Genomic DNA, 17,040 nt, shown 5'->3' with positions numbered 1-17,040 from the left:
TGCAATTTTTTTTAGAAACTAAATTATTAACCAATTAGATTTTACTTTTTTGGCTTTTATCAGGTTTAGACAGTTTAAATATATTCAATTTGAAATTTTAAAACCAATTTAAGATGATTATTTGGCGTTATAAGTTTCTAGATAAAAGTAATAAAGCAGGTTGAAGTTTTTAAATTTTTAGTATCTAGTAATATTTTTGCTAATTAATTTTGGAGAAAATGAAAAGATTTCAAGATGCTTTACTGGGAGGAAATTTTTTTTTTCTAAAAACCTTAATTTAAAATAAAGTGAGTCATTACTAAATAAAAAAACTCCGATAACATCGATTATCGGAGTTCAGAGTTTATGTATTAAATTTATTTTCTAACAAATGTTGGTAATAATTTGCTAGACACTTCGCCAAAACCTATTCGTACATTTTCGTTTTGAGAATATCCTTTCATGATCACTGTATCATTATCATTTATAAATTTACGTTCTGTTCCATCACTCAATTTAATTGGGTTTTTACCTCCCCAAGTTAGTTCTAACATTGAACCATAACTATCTGCTGTAGGACCTGAAATAGTTCCCGAACCCATCATATCACCAGAATTCACACGACAACCATTAGAGGTATGATGCGCTAATTGCTGACTCATAGTCCAATACATATATTTAAAATTTGAACGTGTAACAACTGTTAGTTCGGCCTTTTCTGGTTTAATTGCCACTTCTAAATGAATATCAAAAGAGTGTTTTCCTTTTTGTTGCAAATAAGGCAAAGGTGTCGGTTCTTGTTTTGGTCCTTTAGTTTTAAAAGGTTCTAAAGCATCCATAGTCACAATCCAAGGAGATATTGACGATGCAAAACTCTTAGCTAAAAACGGACCTAATGGCACATATTCCCATTTTTGAATGTCGCGTGCGCTCCAATCATTTAGTAAAACCATTCCAAAAATATATTCTTCCGCTTCCGCTAGTAACAAATTTTCACCCATAATGTTCACATCCGTAGTGATAAAGGCAGTTTCTAATTCAAAATCAACTAAGCGCGAAGGACCAAAAACAGGTGTTGTTTCACCAGCCGGCAAGGTTTGACCCATAGGTCTATGAACTGGAATTCCAGATGGAACGATGGTAGAACTTCGTCCGTGATAGCCTACTGGAATATGTAACCAGTTTGGTAATAATGCATTGTCTGGATCGCGAAACATGGTTCCAACATTCGTTGCATGTTCTTTACTAGAATAAAAATCAGTGTAATCACCTATAAGAACAGGTAGTTGCATTTCTACTTCATCCATTTTGAAAATGATAATTTCTTTATCTTTTTCATTTTCTTGCAGCTTTGGGTTTTCTAGATCAAAAATGTCTGCAATGCGATTGCGAACTAATCGCCATGTTTTTTGACCATCTGAAATAAAATCATTCAATGTGTCTTGCATAAACATATCGTCAGTCAATTCTATACCTTCAAAATAATTTAATTGTTGTAAAGCACCTAAATCTATAGCGAAATCGCCGATTCTAGTTCCTACAGTAACCACATTTTCTCTGGTAAGAAAAACTCCAAAAGGTATATTTTGAATAGGAAAATCGCTATCAGCAGGAACGTCTATCCATGATTTCCTATTTATATCGTTAGCTAATATTGGCATATTTTGTTAATTATTTTGTTAAAAAATTACTCATCAAATATATTATAATCTAACTATTAACCAAACGTTTTTTCGTATTTTTGCATCAAATTAACGAAAATCAAAAAAATGCAACGCGACAAACAAATTTTTGACCTTATTCTAGAAGAACAAGAAAGACAAATTCACGGATTAGAACTTATCGCTTCAGAAAACTTTGTAAGCGACGAAGTAATGGAAGCTGCAGGTTCCGTTTTAACTAACAAATATGCTGAAGGATACCCTGGCAAAAGATATTACGGAGGTTGTGAAGTAGTTGATGTTGTGGAGCAAATTGCTATAGACAGAGCCAAAGAATTATTTGGTGCTGAATATGCTAATGTGCAACCACACTCGGGATCCCAAGCTAATACAGCAGTTTACCATGCTTGTATTAAACCTGGTGATAAAATTTTAGGTTTTGATTTATCTCATGGTGGTCACCTGACTCACGGTTCTCCAGTAAACTTTTCGGGACGTTTGTACACGCCTTCTTTCTATGGTGTTGATAAGGAAACTGGACTATTGAACTACGATAAAATTCAAGAAATAGCCACTAGAGAACAACCAAAATTAATTATTGCAGGAGCTTCGGCTTATTCTCGCGATATGGATTTTGAACGTTTTAGAGTGATTGCTGATAGTGTAGGTGCTATTTTATTAGCCGATATCTCTCATCCTTCCGGGCTTATCGCCAAAGGTTTGATGAATGATCCACTACCTCATTGTCATATTGTTACTACTACAACGCACAAAACATTGCGTGGTCCTCGTGGTGGTTTAATCATGATGGGCAAAGATTTTCCAAACCCATTTGGTGCAACAACTCCAAAAGGAGAAATAAGAATGATGTCTTCTTTATTGGATTTAGCCGTTTTTCCTGGAAATCAAGGTGGTCCATTAATGCATATTATTGCTGCTAAAGCTGTGGCTTTTGGTGAAGCATTACAAGATGAATTCTTTATTTATGCTTTGCAATTGCAGAAAAATGCAAAAGCAATGGCTGATGCTTTTGTAAAAAGAGGATACGAAATTATTTCTGGAGGAACGGATAATCACATGATGTTGATTGATTTGAGAAACAAAAATATCTCTGGAAAAGATGCTGAAAATGCATTAGTAAAAGCAGAAATCACAGTAAATAAAAATATGGTTCCATTTGATGACAAATCTCCATTTGTCACTTCAGGAATTCGTGTTGGAACTGCTGCAATTACCACTCGTGGTCTTATAGAATCAGATATGGAAACTATTGTTGATTTAATTGACAGGGTTTTAGTAGATCATACAAATGAAGACGTTATCGAGGCGGTTGCTAATGAAGTAAACGAAATGATGAGCGAAAGAGCTATTTTCGTATATTAAATAACTTTTTTTAAAGTTTAAGGTTTAAAGTGGTGTTTTGCAGTAATGTATGACGCAATTTTAAACTTTAAACTTTTTTATTTTTACATTAACCTGAAACTTTAAACAAATTTTCAATGTCTGTACTTAGATTAAAATTGCCAACGGATCCTAGATGGGTAAATATTGTAGAAAAAAATATTGAAGAAATACTAACGGATCACGCTTGGTGCGAACAAAAAGCAGCTACAAATGCCATTACAATTATAACTAATAACTCAGAGCACCAAGATTTAGTGCAGGATTTATTGGCTTTAGCCAAAGAAGAAATAGATCATTTTGAGCAAGTGCATAATATCATTATCAAACGTGGACTAAAGTTGGGACGCGAGCGCAAAGACGATTACGTAAACGAATTGTATTTATACATGAAAAAAAGTGGTAACGGCAGCCGAGTTTCTAGTTTAGTGGAACGTTTACTTTTCTCAGCTATGATTGAAGCTAGAAGTTGTGAACGATTTAAAGTACTTTCTGAAAACATTCAAGATGAAGAATTATCCGTTTTCTATAGAGAATTGATGGAAAGTGAAGCTGGACATTATACTACCTTCATTACTTACGCTAGAAAATACGGAACAGGAATTGACGTCGAAAAAAGATGGCGAGAATGGATTGAATTTGAAGCTTCTATAATAGCAAATTATGGGAAAAGCGAAACGATTCACGGATAATTAGTTTTAAATTTTTTATAAAAAGATAATGCTGTAACTTAATTCTTCCGTTTATTTGAAGGAATTATATAAGTATTAAACCAGATTCTCAATGCTTATTTTTGTATATTTAGAGTTCAATTAGTTTGAATCACTACAGTTAAATAAGAAGTACAATGAGTTCGAAAATACTTTCATTACTGGTTTTGTTGCTTTTATTTTCTTGTTCCAAAAAGGAAACGGAAAAAATAAAACCCACAATAGGCGATGTTACAGAAAGCGTTTATGCATCGGGAGTTATAAAAGCTGAAGGTCAATATACCGTTTACGCTACTGTGAACGGAACGCTACAAAAAGTAAATGTTATCGTTGGTCAATCTATAAATAAAGGTCAAACTCTTTTTGAATTAGAAAGTGATAAAGCAGAAATCAATACTGAAAATGCTCGATTGGCATATCAAATAAGTTTAGAAAGCAGCAGATACATCCAAGATAAAATCGCTGAAATGATACTGAAAGTTCAATCAGCTAAAGATAAGTTAGCCTTAGATGAATCTATTTTCAATCGAAATCAAAATGTAATTAAACAAGGCGGTATTTCTCAAATTGATTTTGAAAAAGTAGAACTAAGTTATAAAAGTTCAAAAATTAATTATGAATCAGCTCAGAAACAATTGGCGCAACTAAAAACGCAGTTGAAAAATGATCAAAGCAGAAATGCTAATAATCTCAGATTAAATCAAAAATCCCAAAGCGATTTTATTATCAAAAGTGCTTTTTCTGGACAATTATTCGATATTTTAGTTAAAGAAGGGACATTGATCACTCCACAATTTCCTTTAGCAATCATTGGTCAATCCAATTCTTTTTTACTAGAATTAGAGGTGGACGAAAACGATATGGTTCGCGTTAAACTGGGTCAAAGAGTGCTTGTAACAATGGACAGTTATAAAGGACAAGTTTTTGATGCCACTGTTGAAAAAATTTATCCCATTATGGATGAGCGCTCACGAACTTTTAAAATCGAAGCTCATTTTATAAATCCACCACAAAAATTATATCCAAATCTTACCGCCGAAGCTAATATTATTATTCAAATTAAAAAAAATACAGTCACGATTCCAAAATCGTATTTAATCAACGGTGCCTATGTTTTGGTAAATGAAGAGGAAAAGAGAGCTGTAAAAACGGGTTTGAGCGACTATGAAAAAGTAGAAATTTTAAGTGGATTAAAATCGGAGGAAATGATTTATAAACCTAAATAATGAATACGAAGCTAATTTTAAATATTGCATTTCACTTGCTACGCGCTCGTCTAAAACAAACTATAGTTGCGGCAGTTGGAGTAACGTTTAGTATTGCTATGTTTATCGCTTTAGTAGGTTTTATGAATGGTTTAAATGATTTGCTGGATGGTTTAATGATGAACAGAACTCCACATGTTTTACTCTATAATGAAATAAAACCATCAGAAAATCAACCTATATTTTTATCCAAGGAATTTAAGGATAAAACTAATTTTGTAGGTTCCATTAAACCAAAAGACATCGGTTTATCCATTTACAACAGCAAAACAATTATTGCTGTTTTGAAAAAAGATTTTCGTGTGATAGATGTGGCTCCAAAAGTTACGTTACCTGTCTTTTTTAATACGGGAACTATCGAAATATCTGGGATTATTAACGGAATCGATGTTTTATCCGAAGATAAATTATTTAAAATTAGCGACAATATTATAGAGGGAAAAGTAGCCGACTTGCTGCAGAACAATAGTATTATTATTGGAAAAGGCTTATCAGATAAAATGTTGCTTACAATTGGTGATATTATCAAAATCACTACGGCTAAAGGGAATTTAGCTTCACTTAAAATAGTTGGTATTTCAGAAATTGGTATTTCAGAAATTGATAATACAATGAGCTATACTTCATTAAACACAGCTCAAAAAATATTGGGTGAACCCACAAATTACATCACTGATATTCAGGTTAATTTGTATGATATTGAGTCGGCTCTCGCTGTTTCAAAAGAGTTTAAAGATAAATTTGATGTTGATGCGATTGATTTTAAAACTGCTAATTCTCAGTTTGAAACAGGAAGTTCAGTGCGAAGTATAATATCCTATGCAGTAGGAGTAGTGCTTTTGACCGTAGCAGGTTTTGGAATTTACAATATTTTAAACATGATGATTTATGAAAAAATGGATAGTATTGCAATATTAAAAGCGACGGGTTTTTCAGGAAATGACGTAAAATGGATTTTTTTATCGCTATCAGTAATTATCGGACTTGCTGGAGGAATTTTAGGTTTAGTATTTGGTTATATTTTCTCCTCCGTCATAGATTTAATTCCGTTCAAAACAGCTTCATTGCCTACTATAACTACCTATCCAATAGATTATAACCCTATTTATTACATGATAGGAATTGTGTTTGCTTTATTTACAACAATCATTGCCGGGCTTTTTCCAGCATTAAAAGCGAGTAAAGTAGATCCAGTATCCATTATTAGAGGGAAATAAATATGGAAAATAACGCAATTTTAGAGACAATTGGCATAAGCAAATATTTTTATGATCCTGTGAAATTTCAGGTATTAAAAGAAATTGACTTGAAAATAAATCATGGCGAATTTGTTTCCGTAGTCGGTAAATCAGGTTGTGGAAAATCAACATTGTTGTATTTGCTTTCTACTATGGATACGGATTACGAAGGTAAAATTTTGATTGATAACCAACTTGTAACGGGGAAAACCGATAAAGAACTGGCGATAATCCGCAATGAAAAAATAGGTTTTGTTTTTCAATTTCATTACTTGCTAGCAGAATATTCTGCATTAAAAAACGTAATGCTTCCTGGAATGAAATTAGGTAAATATTCTAATGAAGAATTAGAGCATCGAGCTATGGAACACTTAAAAACATTAGATATGGGCGACCAAGCCCTTAAAATGACCAACCAATTGAGCGGTGGACAGAAACAGCGGGTTGCTATTGCACGAGCATTAATTAATGATCCTGTGTTAATAATGGGCGATGAACCTACAGGAAATTTAGACAAGAAAAATAGCGACTTGGTGTTTGATATTTTTAATAAATTGACTCAAGAAGAAAATCAAACTTTGTTAGTGGTAACACATGACACTGATTTTGCTGAACGAACTAATAGAATTATCACGATGGAAGATGGTAAAATAATTTCTTAATTTACAATAATATCATGTTTATAAAGTAATCCTTTAACTCCTTCTAAAGAAAAAACTGCTTTCTTAATTTTGGTTTTGGTGGGATCGATAGTGTAATTGTAACTCGTTTGAAAATTAGCTTTATTAGCTATCGCTTTTGCAAATTCGCTACGGTACAAATCACAATTGTCAAAAACCACTTCGGTTAAGTCTGTGCTCATAAAATCGACTGCGATCAAACTGCAATTTTTGAAAGAGGTTCTTTTTATTTTCAGCGTGTAAAATTTGGAGAAATCCAAAACACAATCATTGAAAGCAATTTCAAAGATAAATTTATCACACATTGCAAAATTGACATCTTTGATTTCGCAATGATTAAAAATTACGGTTCTAAAGGCTACATAATTAATTCTAGCTTCGCTAAAAATACAGTTATTAAACGTGCAATCAATAAAAGTAACTGCTACAAAAACGCATTGTGAGAAATTACAATTGGAAAAAGTACAACATTCAAATTCCTTAAAATTGACTTCTTCTTCTGTATAAGTGATATTTTTGTATTCAATATCTAAAAAATATTCTGGCATTTAATATTTTAAATTTAGGTTTAATAGTAGCCACAAAGAAACAAATTCTTGACAGCTATTGTATGCATTATTTTTAAATATTAAACTCTCTCATAATCACCTTTCCAGTTAACAATTGCTTTTTTGATTGTATCACCTGTGAGATTATCTTTTAAAGCTATATCAGCTAAAGCAGCAAGTTCTTCATCAGGCGCAAATCGTAAAGCAAAAAGTTGAGAGTCATCAAATTTATCTTCGATTTCCTCAAATCTTTGTCCCGTTGTAGCTAGATAACGATAGCGTAATTCTAAGCGAACAAGGCGGTTTTGCAATGTTAAGGCATAATGTTGGCGGAGCATAAAGGCAAGACAAAAAAGTACAACAAAAATAGCGCTGATAAAACTCCATAATAAAGTATCCTCTGTGGTAAAAGCAAAATAAATACTGATAGAAATAAAAGCCATTACAACTGGATAATAGACAAAATGATGCGGTGGATAAAAGCGGATGTGATTCTTATAAGATTGCGTTTTCATATTTTTAATTTTTCTAAAGATAATTAAAAAAGAATTAAATAGAAATAAGGTGAAAGTCAATAAATTTCTAATAATGTATTTTTATACGAATGGGTATCTTTTTTTTTAATACCATATAAGAAATTGAAGAACATTGAAAAGTGTACTTATAAATAAGGAGCTTAAGAAATTTTATTAAATTTTTGAATAATACTATTGGATGATTTAATAATATGGTGTTCGGAAAATTTAAACATTTAAATAATGGCTTTCTTTTTTGCATTAGCTAATAAGGTTAAGAAAATTTATTGTAGTCTGTTCAAATTTTATCTTATCATATTTATAGAGGTAATTATCGTGTGAAAAATAAATGCGCACTCTATTGGAATTTTTTTATTGCTATTCGACGCTATGCGCAATAATTTAAAAGTAATTATAATAAAAAGTAAACAAAAAATTTTTTCAAAATTTGATGATTAATTGGTTTTATATAAATTTTGCATTATACTAGAAAATAAATTATAGAAATATTGTGAGTTGAGAGTACAACTAAAATTTAATAATTCCTTATTTTTAATAAAAATTAAAATCATGATACAAACGAAAGGATATGCAGTTCAAGATGCAAAAACAGATTTAGCTCCATGGAGTTTTGACCGAAGGGAAGTGGGACCACACGATGTGCAATTTGATATTCAATTTTGTGGTGTTTGCCATAGTGATTTACACCAAATAAAAGACGAATGGGGTGGATCTATTTTTCCAATGGTTCCTGGTCATGAAATTGTTGGAAAGGTTGTTAAAGTAGGAAGTCATGTCAAAAAGTTTAAAGTTGGAGATCTTGCTGGAACAGGTTGTTTAGTGGATTCATGTAGAACATGTGAAAATTGCAAAGAAGGCTTAGAGCAATTTTGTTCTAATGGAAGTACGGGAACTTATAATGCTTTAGGGCAAGATGGTAAAACACCAACTTATGGTGGCTATTCGAATACGATTGTAGTACATGAAGACTTTGTACTTCACATTTCTGACAAATTAGATTTAGCCGCTGTTGCTCCATTGCTTTGTGCTGGTATAACTACCTATTCTCCATTGAGACACTGGAAAGTTGGAAAAGGACATAAATTAGCTGTTTTGGGCTTAGGTGGTTTGGGCCACATGGCAGTAAAATTTGGAGTGTCCTTTGGAGCGGAAGTGACAGTACTAAGTACTTCACCTGAAAAAGAGGCAGATGCTAAAAAATTAGGTGCTCATAAGTTTGTTGTAACTAAAGATGCAGAACAATTTAAAAGCGTATCGGGTTATTTTGACTTTATTTTGGATACCGTTTCTGCACCACATGATTTAAATTTATACCTATCTCTCTTAGGTGTAAACGGAGTTCATATTTGCGTAGGAGTGCCACCAACACCTTATGAAATTCATGCTTTTAGCTTGATAGGAGGAAGAAAAAGTTTAGCGGGATCACTAATTGGTGGATTGCCAGAAACTCAGGAAATGCTTGACTATTGCGCAGAACACGACATCGTTTCTGATATTGAAATGATTGATATCAAAAACGTTCATGAAGCTTATGATCGAATGATTAAAGGGGATGTCCGCTATCGTTTTGTAATTGATATGGCAACGTTGTAAAATCTGATTTTAGATAAATTGATATAGAAAACGCTGCGAGTTACTGCAGCGTTTTTCATTTTATGTGGCCTTAGATTTTAGTATTACATTATATTTTTTTTTGAGCTTTTCTTGATTTAAGAACCATTACTTTTAACCACAAATTACACAAATTTTCGCAAATTATTGAAATTGTGTTATTTAAAGATTTTTTTATAAAGTTTTGTTTAATGATTTAGAATACAGTTTTTACCAAGCTTTCTTTACTTTTGTGATTTAAGCTTAATAGTTTGAATTACTATCTAAGTGACGGCATTTAATTGTATGCTAAAAGTGCTTCCTAAACCGAGTTCACTTTTCACTCCAATTACACCATTTTGTGCTTCTATAAATTCCTTACTAATGGCTAAGCCAAGTCCTGTTCCTAATTTATGACTTCCTGGAATTTGGAAATATTTATCAAAAACTTTGTTTTTATAATGGCTATCAATCCCTTTTCCTTTATCAATAACTTCGAAAACGATAGTGCTATTTTCTTTTCTTACTTTGACACTAATTTTACTATTTTCAGAGGAGTAGGTGATGGCATTCGTTAAAAAGTTAATCAAAACCCAAGAGGTTTTGTCGCTATCAGCTTTTACTAACGGCAAATTTTTATCAGCATCAATAATTATCTGGATTCCTTTTTGTTCCGCTTTTACTTTTACAGCATCAACCGAATAATCTATGATTTCATAAGGACTAGTATTGTCTATAGTCAGATGCAATTTTCCAGTTTCAACTTGGGATAAGTCCAGCAGTTCTCCTGTAATTTTTAGCAAGCGTTCACTATCTTCTTTAATACTTGTAATTAATTGCTTTTGATCCTCATTCATTATGCCCGTAACTTCTTTTTCAAGTAGTTGCAAACTCATTTTTATGGAGGAAATAGGCGTTTTTAACTCATGAGAAACGGTAGCAATAAAATTTGTTTTAGCAAAATCAAGCTCTTTAAAAACAGTAATATTTCTTAATATAATTACATCGCCTATGTCAATTGAGTGGTCTTCGCCTGTTGGTTTAACAGTAATATTTACAATTTCTTTTTCGAAATAACTTTCGATATTGTCTGCAAATATTTTCATGGGTTCCACCTTTTTCTTATCATCTTGAAAAGTACTTACAATCAATGATTTCATTAAATCGTTCTTTAGCGCAAGTGTTGTTGCTAAGTGGCCTACAACTTCTTCTAATTTTAATCCTATAATTTTTAAAGCTTCATTGTTTACAAATAATATACTTCCTTTATCATCTAATCCTATAATGGGATCGTGCATATTATTAATTAAAGTTTCTAATCTTCGTTTTTCAAATGACAATTTGTGCAAGTTACTATTACTGTATTCTTGTAATTTTTCTGCCATAGAATTGAATGATTTTGCTAAATCTCCAAATTCATTATGATTTAAAAAATGCACGCGTTGTGAATAGTTTTTATTAGCTATTTCCTTGATACTATTAGTTAATTCCTTAATAGGATTAGCGATATTATTGGGTAAATTGACTAATAAATTAAATGCAATCAAAAAACATAAAGTACCAGTTATGGCAATCCATAAGTTTGCGGTTTCGGCAGTGTGCGTTGCCACATTACTTTTTAATTTGATAGCATTCATATTCAACTTCATAATCTCAAAAATATCTTGCCGAATTTGATTTTTGATGGTATCATTATCAAAATCATTCTTAAGCTTGTTGAACTTTTTTTCTAAATTAATATTAGCATTTTTTTCACCAATTTCAGTTGCATTTGTCAACTGACTTTTAAGATTTTTTTCAAAAAAAGCAATATCTATTTTTTTATCCACATTACTTTTTTCTAGCGCTAACAACATATTACGAGAATATTCCAAAGTGTTATAATTCGCTTTTAAGATATTTTGAGTATCTATTTTTATCAAAAAAACTGAATATGCACTAACAAGAGAAAGAACGATGATCATTAAGAATAATAATCCAACTCCCAGATTTAATTTGGTTTTTATTTTCATGATGCTAGATTTATTGTTATGATAAAATGACTAAGTCAATATTTGATGACGATAGATTATTAAGTAATTTATTAAAGATAGTCGTGGATAAAATTACTTTAAATAAATTCAAATGTGGTTTTCCAATGCAAACTGTTGTAATGTTTTTCTGTTCTACAACTTCTAATATCGCATTAGTAATACTACTATTTTCAGTTTTAATAACCTCAGCATTTAACTGTGACGCTAGCTTGAAATTATTGATTAAATGACGCTGCTTATCTAAGGCTATTTTATTGGAACTTTCTTTTGGAGTTTCTACATACAAAACATACCATTTACAATTGTAATAACTTGCCAGTCGAGCCGTTTTCCGAATCACAATTTTAGCCATTTTATCATTACTACTAATGCAAGCTACTATTTTTTGAGGTTTAAGCGCCAGATTTTTTGGAACTTCATTTTCTACTTTTCGACCAACTTGATTGACTACTTCCTTCAGCGCCAATTCACGTAATTGCAAAATCTGATCTGATTTGAAGAAATTATTTAATGCCGTCGGAATTTTATCCGCTGTGTAAATTTTGCCCTCCTTTAATCGAGCAATCAAATCCTCTGAAGTTAAATCAATGTTTACCACTTCATCCGCCATTCTTAGCACATGATCTGGAATTCTCTCTTGCACATCAATATTAGTAATTCTTTTTACATCTTGATTTAAGCTTTCAATATGTTGAATATTTACTGCCGAAATTACATTAATCCCAGATTCCAGAATTTCTAAAACATCTTGCCAGCGCTTTTCATTTTTGCTTCCTTCTACATTGGTATGTGCTAATTCATCGACAATCACCACTTCGGGACGTAAATTTATGATAGCTTGGACATCCATTTCTTCCAGCTGTTTCCCCTTATAAAAAATAGAACGACGCGGTATAACAGGTAAACCGTCTAATAATTCATGAGTTTCTTTTCGATTATGCGTTTCAATATAGCCTATTTTAACATCAATGCCATTTTTCAATAAAGTATGAGCCTCTTGCAGCATGCGGTAGGTTTTACCCACACCAGCGCTCATTCCAATATAGATTTTAAACTTGCCTCTACGAGATTTCTGAATTAAATCTAGAAAGTGTTTGACATTATTTTCTTTTTCGTTGTCCATTTAGGTTAAATTATTTTTGCCGTTAAGGCACAAAGTCACCAAGAGTTTTGTAACAAAATTTAAAATACTCCAATAAAAATACTCTTTTCATTACTTAATCTAAAGAAAGCTTTGAGTCTTTGAGCCTTCGCAGCAAAATTTTTAATTTAAAATTTGATAGCCAAAGCAGTAACTATTGAAAAACTATTATTTGATACTTCAGCTGTATTTTTTGCAAAAATATCATCTTTACTACTATAATTTTTAATTTCAGTTCTCCACATTAAGTTTGATGTGATTTTATAATCTGCATTTAATGAAAAGCCATACGTTTCAAAACCATTAGGGTTTCCTGAAGAAATAATCACACCTTTTTTATCTTGATAATATTCGCCTCTAACGGCAAAATTTAATTTATCAGTCGCCATCAATTGCGCCATTATAGATGTACCGTACCATTTATTATAGTCGTCGCTTTGAGGTGCATCTTGTTCCCAACCTATATCAAATCCTGCTAATACTTTCACTTTAGTTGTTATATCGTAATCAAAATATAAATCATGGAAATAACGTTTTTGACGTACGTTATCAGCTTTATCATTCCCTAAAAAAGAACTACTATTTATTGAAAAATTAGAAGATGGTCTATATACAATTTGATGACCAAAACTTGGCGTTGTATTTCCATCAACTTTTTGAATTCTTTGCCATCCGTTAAGATACAATCCAGTTAATTCCCATTGTCCACTTGGTGAAATGTAGGTAATTTTGGCTCCAGCTTCAAAATAAGGAGAATTCTCTGCCATTATACTTCTTGTCAATGTAAAGCAATCTGCTCCTACAGCACTTTCATAACCTATATGTGATGGCATTATTCCCGCCGTTAGCCATAAATTATGATTCTTAGCCACTTTAAAACTTACATTGGCTTCGTAAATGTTTTTTAAAACTCCAGGTTCTACTGCATAATTAGCATTCATATAAGAACCGGCAGCGATAGCTAAATTAGCTCGTACGTTTTCAGTTTCGTAATTCGCTTTTACAAATCCAAGGTTCAAACTAACCTCATTATTGCGATTATGGCTGTAAATGAATCCTGGACGTGAATTATTGTCGGGATTATTAGCATCGTATTGAAAATAGGTTTCAGCATAACCACTTATGGTTAATGGATTTGTAGATTTTTCTTCTTGGGAAAACGCAATAGCTGAAAAACATAAGGTCATCGCAGCTAAACTAATTTTTGTATTCATCTTATATACGTTAAAGTAATTTTTAAAAAAGGGAAGTATGACAAGACCTCCCTAGCTCTGTTAACAGGTTTATTTTAGTTGGTCTAGAGCGATGTTTAATTTTAGAACATTAACTTTTTGTGGTCCAAAAACACCAAATAAGGGATCTTCAGTGTTCGCATCAATTAAGACAATTAATTTTTCGTAGCTTATATTTCTCGCTTTTTGAATACGAGCCACTTGAACTTTAGCACTTGCAACTGAAATATTTGGATCTAATCCGCTACCGCTTGCAGTTACCAAATCAACTGGAAGATCTGCCTTTTTTATCGTTGGGTTTTTAAGCAAAAAAGTATCAATTCGACCTTGTACCACAGCTAAATACTCTTCATTAGAAGCTCCTTTATTACTTGCCCCTGAACCTGCAGCATTATAGTCTACAGCTGATGGACGACCCCAAAAGTATTTATCGGCTGTAAAGCTTTGTCCTATGTTAGCGTATCCTTTATTTTGATTGTATAATACCACTTCGCCTTTTCCGTTGTTTGGAGCTAATTGTGCAATTGCCCAAACGAATAGTGGATAAACTACTGTGAAAAGCACAAGTAACACCACGGTCATTCTGATTCCTTTTATTAAATTATCTTTCATAATTTCTAATTTTTCGCCGTACTTTAACTCCTATCAATAAAGAGAGGAGCCAAGTTTGGAATTTGTTTGTTATTAAATTGTATCAAATTTCTTCATAAAAATCTCTATGCTCTATAATCTTTGTTCTTTTCTCTTTAATCTTTTTTCTTTTTTCTTTCTTCTTCTCTCTTTCTTCTTTTCTCTTTAATCTTTTTTCTTTCTTCTTTTCTCTTTAATCTTTTTTCTTTCTTCTTTTCTCTTTCTTCTTTTCTCTTTCTTCTTTTCTCTTTCTTCTTTTCTCTTTCTTCTTTTCTCTTTCTTCTTTTCTCTTTAATCTTTTCTCTTTAATCTTTTCTCTTTATTCTTTTCTCTTTCTTCTTTTCTCTTTAATCTTTACTCTTTACTCTTTACTCTTTTCCCTCCTCTACATAAACAATGCAACTACAATATCAATCAATTTGATCCCAATGAAAGGAACAATGATTCCACCAACACCAAAAAGCAAAAGGTTTCTTCTTAACAAAGCACTGGCGCCAATTGGTTTATAACTCACGCCTTTTAAAGCCAATGGAATCAAGAACGGAATAATAATCGCGTTAAAGATTACTGCTGAAAGTATCGCGCTTTGAGGACTATATAAATTCATTATATTCAAGCCTTGAAGCGCAGGAATTGCAGTGATAAATAAAGCAGGAATAATAGCAAAGTACTTAGCAACATCATTGGCAATACTAAAAGTTGTCAAGGTTCCGCGAGTCATTAATAACTGTTTACCAATTTCAACTATCTCAATTAACTTAGTTGGATCATTGTCTAAATCGACCATATTTCCTGCTTCTTTTGCCGCTTGTGTTCCGCTATTCATGGCTACACCTACATCTGCTTGGGCAAGGGCAGGAGCATCATTTGTTCCATCTCCCATCATAGCAACAAGTCTACCCGCCATTTGCTCTTGCTTGATATAATTCATCTTATCTTCAGGTTTCGCTTCAGCAATAAAGTCATCAACCCCAGCTTTTTCAGCTATGAATTTAGCAGTCAAAGGATTATCTCCCGTAACCATTACGGTTTTAATTCCCATTTTTCGTAGGCGTTCAAATCGTTCGAACATCCCTGTTTTAATGATATCTTGTAATTCGATTACTCCAAGAGCGATTTCATTTTCAGAAACTACTAAAGGCGTTCCTCCATTTTCAGCAATGACTTTAACTTGATCTAAAAGTTCTGTTGGAAAAGGATTCCCAGCATTTGTAACCATGTTTTTAATCGCATCTGTAGCTCCTTTTCTAATTCTAGTATTTTCAAAATTGATTCCTGAACTTCTTGTTTCAGCAGTAAACTTGATAAATTGTGCATTGCTCGTTTGAAAAGATAAAGGATCTATTTTTGATAGTTCAACAATCGATTTTCCTTCTGGCGTTTCATCAGAAATAGAACTTAAAAACGCCACTTTTACTAATTGTACTTCTAAAATTCCGGGAGCAGGGTAGAAGTGAGTTGCTTTTCGATTACCAATGGTAATTGTTCCCGTTTTATCTAATAGCAATACATCAATATCTCCAGCAGTTTCTACCGCTCTACCACTTTTGGTTATTACATTCGCTCTTAACGCTCGGTCCATTCCAGCGATTCCAATTGCTGATAAAAGTCCGCCAATCGTCGTTGGAATCAAGCAAACAAAAAGGGCGATAAAAGAAGCGATTGTAATATTAACATTTGAATAATCGGCCAATGGTTTTAAAGTCACACAAACAATGATGAACACTAATGTGAACCCAGCAAGTAAAATGGTTAAAGCGATTTCATTAGGTGTTTTTTGACGTGAAGCCCCTTCTACCAAAGCAATCATTTTATCTAGGAAACTTTCGCCAGGTTCGTTAGTTACTTCGACTACAATTCGATCAGAAAGCACTTTTGTACCACCAGTAACCGAACTTTTATCTCCACCTGATTCTCTAATTACGGGAGCGGATTCGCCTGTAATGGCACTTTCATCAATGGTGGCCAAACCTTCTACGATTTCTCCATCGGTTGGAATAATATCGCCAGCTTCACATACAAATAAATCGCCTTTTTTAAGTTGAGAGGAAGATGTTTTCTCGCCACTTTTTAACGTTGCAGGAGTTTCTTCTCTGGTTTTTCGCAAACTGTCGGCCTGTGCTTTTCCTCTTGCTTCAGCGATGGCTTCGGCAAAATTTGCAAACAATAACGTTAATAACAAAACTATGAATACAACGAAATTATATCCAAAACTACCTTGCGACGTTTCGCCTGTCAATGTCCAAATAGAAACAATAAGCATCACAAATGTTCCGATTTCTACCGTAAACATCACAGGATTTCGAAACATAAGTTTCGGATTCAATTTCACAAAAGAGTTTACTAATGCTTGTTGCACAATATCTTTTTGAAATAAGGATTGATCTTTATTCATT

At 32.5% G+C, this 17,040-nt stretch carries 14 protein-coding genes; 6 read left to right on the top strand and 8 right to left on the bottom strand.

Annotated elements, in window-relative coordinates; genetic code table 11:
- Window positions 1-356: 356 nt before the first annotated feature.
- Window positions 357-1,640, bottom strand: a complete 1,284-nt coding sequence (gene fahA / locus RCH18_RS05755; RefSeq protein ID WP_326935799.1) for a fumarylacetoacetase — start codon at window positions 1,638-1,640, stop codon at window positions 357-359.
- 108 nt (window positions 1,641-1,748) lie between these two features.
- On the opposite strand from fahA, the gene glyA reads away from it, so the two are divergent.
- The 5 genes from glyA to RCH18_RS05730 all read left to right on the top strand — a co-directional run bounded on the left by glyA (window position 1,749) and on the right by RCH18_RS05730 (window position 6,916).
- Window positions 1,749-3,023, top strand: a complete 1,275-nt coding sequence (gene glyA, locus RCH18_RS05750; RefSeq protein WP_326935798.1) for a serine hydroxymethyltransferase — start codon at window positions 1,749-1,751, stop codon at window positions 3,021-3,023.
- 116 nt (window positions 3,024-3,139) lie between these two features.
- Window positions 3,140-3,733 carry a tRNA-(ms[2]io[6]A)-hydroxylase gene (locus RCH18_RS05745; RefSeq protein WP_326935797.1) on the top strand — a complete coding sequence of 198 codons (594 nt, stop codon included), beginning with the start codon at window positions 3,140-3,142 and terminating at the stop codon, window positions 3,731-3,733.
- A 155-nt stretch (window positions 3,734-3,888) separates the two neighbouring features.
- Entirely contained in the window at window positions 3,889-4,977 is a 1,089-nt protein-coding gene (locus RCH18_RS05740) for an efflux RND transporter periplasmic adaptor subunit (RefSeq protein ID WP_326935796.1), read from the top strand.
- On the top strand, window positions 4,977-6,233 hold the full coding sequence (locus tag RCH18_RS05735) for an ABC transporter permease (protein WP_326935795.1): 1,257 nt from the start codon (window positions 4,977-4,979) through the stop codon (window positions 6,231-6,233). Before RCH18_RS05740 ends, RCH18_RS05735 begins: the two co-directional genes overlap by 1 nt.
- Window positions 6,234-6,235: 2 nt before the next feature.
- Window positions 6,236-6,916: an ABC transporter ATP-binding protein gene (locus RCH18_RS05730; RefSeq protein WP_326935794.1), complete on the top strand. Its 681-nt coding sequence runs from the start codon at window positions 6,236-6,238 to the stop codon at window positions 6,914-6,916.
- Here RCH18_RS05730 and RCH18_RS05725 read toward each other — a convergent pair.
- On the bottom strand, window positions 6,913-7,482 hold the full coding sequence (locus RCH18_RS05725; protein ID WP_326935793.1) for a pentapeptide repeat-containing protein: 570 nt from the start codon (window positions 7,480-7,482) through the stop codon (window positions 6,913-6,915). The two genes, RCH18_RS05730 and RCH18_RS05725, sit on opposite strands and share 4 nt — an antisense overlap.
- Window positions 7,483-7,562: 80 nt before the next feature.
- Entirely contained in the window at window positions 7,563-7,997 is a 435-nt protein-coding gene (locus RCH18_RS05720) for a DUF6526 family protein (RefSeq protein ID WP_326935792.1), read from the bottom strand.
- 570 nt (window positions 7,998-8,567) lie between these two features.
- Between RCH18_RS05720 and RCH18_RS05715 the strand changes: the two genes are divergently transcribed.
- Complete coding sequence (locus tag RCH18_RS05715; protein WP_326935791.1) at window positions 8,568-9,611, top strand: NAD(P)-dependent alcohol dehydrogenase; 1,044 nt, start codon at window positions 8,568-8,570, stop codon at window positions 9,609-9,611.
- 281 nt (window positions 9,612-9,892) lie between these two features.
- Here the strand turns inward: RCH18_RS05715 and RCH18_RS05710 are convergent, their stop codons facing one another.
- The 5 genes from RCH18_RS05710 to kdpB all read right to left on the bottom strand — a co-directional run bounded on the left by RCH18_RS05710 (window position 9,893) and on the right by kdpB (window position 17,039).
- The gene (locus tag RCH18_RS05710) at window positions 9,893-11,620 is read right to left on the bottom strand and encodes a sensor histidine kinase (RefSeq protein ID WP_326935790.1); all 1,728 of its coding nucleotides are present in this window, start codon (window positions 11,618-11,620) and stop codon (window positions 9,893-9,895) included.
- A 16-nt stretch (window positions 11,621-11,636) separates the two neighbouring features.
- Window positions 11,637-12,764, bottom strand: a complete 1,128-nt coding sequence (locus RCH18_RS05705; RefSeq protein WP_326935789.1) for a sensor protein KdpD — start codon at window positions 12,762-12,764, stop codon at window positions 11,637-11,639.
- Between the two features lie 146 nt (window positions 12,765-12,910).
- Window positions 12,911-13,996 carry a porin gene (locus tag RCH18_RS05700; RefSeq protein ID WP_326935788.1) on the bottom strand — a complete coding sequence of 362 codons (1,086 nt, stop codon included), beginning with the start codon at window positions 13,994-13,996 and terminating at the stop codon, window positions 12,911-12,913.
- 69 nt (window positions 13,997-14,065) lie between these two features.
- Window positions 14,066-14,626 (bottom strand): K(+)-transporting ATPase subunit C, encoded by a 561-nt coding sequence (locus tag RCH18_RS05695; protein WP_326935787.1) that lies wholly within the window; start codon window positions 14,624-14,626, stop codon window positions 14,066-14,068.
- A gap of 403 nt (window positions 14,627-15,029) precedes the next feature.
- The gene (gene kdpB / locus RCH18_RS05690; RefSeq protein ID WP_326935786.1) at window positions 15,030-17,039 is read right to left on the bottom strand and encodes a potassium-transporting ATPase subunit KdpB; all 2,010 of its coding nucleotides are present in this window, start codon (window positions 17,037-17,039) and stop codon (window positions 15,030-15,032) included.
- Window position 17,040: the final 1 nt, after the last annotated feature.

The organism is Flavobacterium sp. PL11, from assembly GCF_035985025.1.
Taxonomy (GTDB): Bacteria; Bacteroidota; Bacteroidia; order Flavobacteriales; family Flavobacteriaceae; genus Flavobacterium.
Note: the sequence above shows the minus strand (reverse complement) of the source record. Positions and strands in the feature narration are given on the sequence as shown.

Coding starts and splice junctions, on each gene's coding strand:
- RCH18_RS05710 (WP_326935790.1), bottom strand. CDS start 11,620: ATGAAAATAAAAACCAAATTAAATCTGGGAGTTGGATTATTATTCTTA.
- RCH18_RS05700 (WP_326935788.1), bottom strand. CDS start 13,996: ATGAATACAAAAATTAGTTTAGCTGCGATGACCTTATGTTTTTCAGCT.
- RCH18_RS05725 (WP_326935793.1), bottom strand. CDS start 7,482: ATGCCAGAATATTTTTTAGATATTGAATACAAAAATATCACTTATACA.
- RCH18_RS05715 (WP_326935791.1), top strand. CDS start 8,568: ATGATACAAACGAAAGGATATGCAGTTCAAGATGCAAAAACAGATTTA.
- RCH18_RS05730 (WP_326935794.1), top strand. CDS start 6,236: ATGGAAAATAACGCAATTTTAGAGACAATTGGCATAAGCAAATATTTT.
- RCH18_RS05720 (WP_326935792.1), bottom strand. CDS start 7,997: ATGAAAACGCAATCTTATAAGAATCACATCCGCTTTTATCCACCGCAT.
- RCH18_RS05705 (WP_326935789.1), bottom strand. CDS start 12,764: ATGGACAACGAAAAAGAAAATAATGTCAAACACTTTCTAGATTTAATT.
- fahA (WP_326935799.1), bottom strand. CDS start 1,640: ATGCCAATATTAGCTAACGATATAAATAGGAAATCATGGATAGACGTT.
- RCH18_RS05735 (WP_326935795.1), top strand. CDS start 4,977: ATGAATACGAAGCTAATTTTAAATATTGCATTTCACTTGCTACGCGCT.
- glyA (WP_326935798.1), top strand. CDS start 1,749: ATGCAACGCGACAAACAAATTTTTGACCTTATTCTAGAAGAACAAGAA.
- RCH18_RS05745 (WP_326935797.1), top strand. CDS start 3,140: ATGTCTGTACTTAGATTAAAATTGCCAACGGATCCTAGATGGGTAAAT.
- RCH18_RS05740 (WP_326935796.1), top strand. CDS start 3,889: ATGAGTTCGAAAATACTTTCATTACTGGTTTTGTTGCTTTTATTTTCT.
- kdpB (WP_326935786.1), bottom strand. CDS start 17,039: ATGAATAAAGATCAATCCTTATTTCAAAAAGATATTGTGCAACAAGCA.
- RCH18_RS05695 (WP_326935787.1), bottom strand. CDS start 14,626: ATGAAAGATAATTTAATAAAAGGAATCAGAATGACCGTGGTGTTACTT.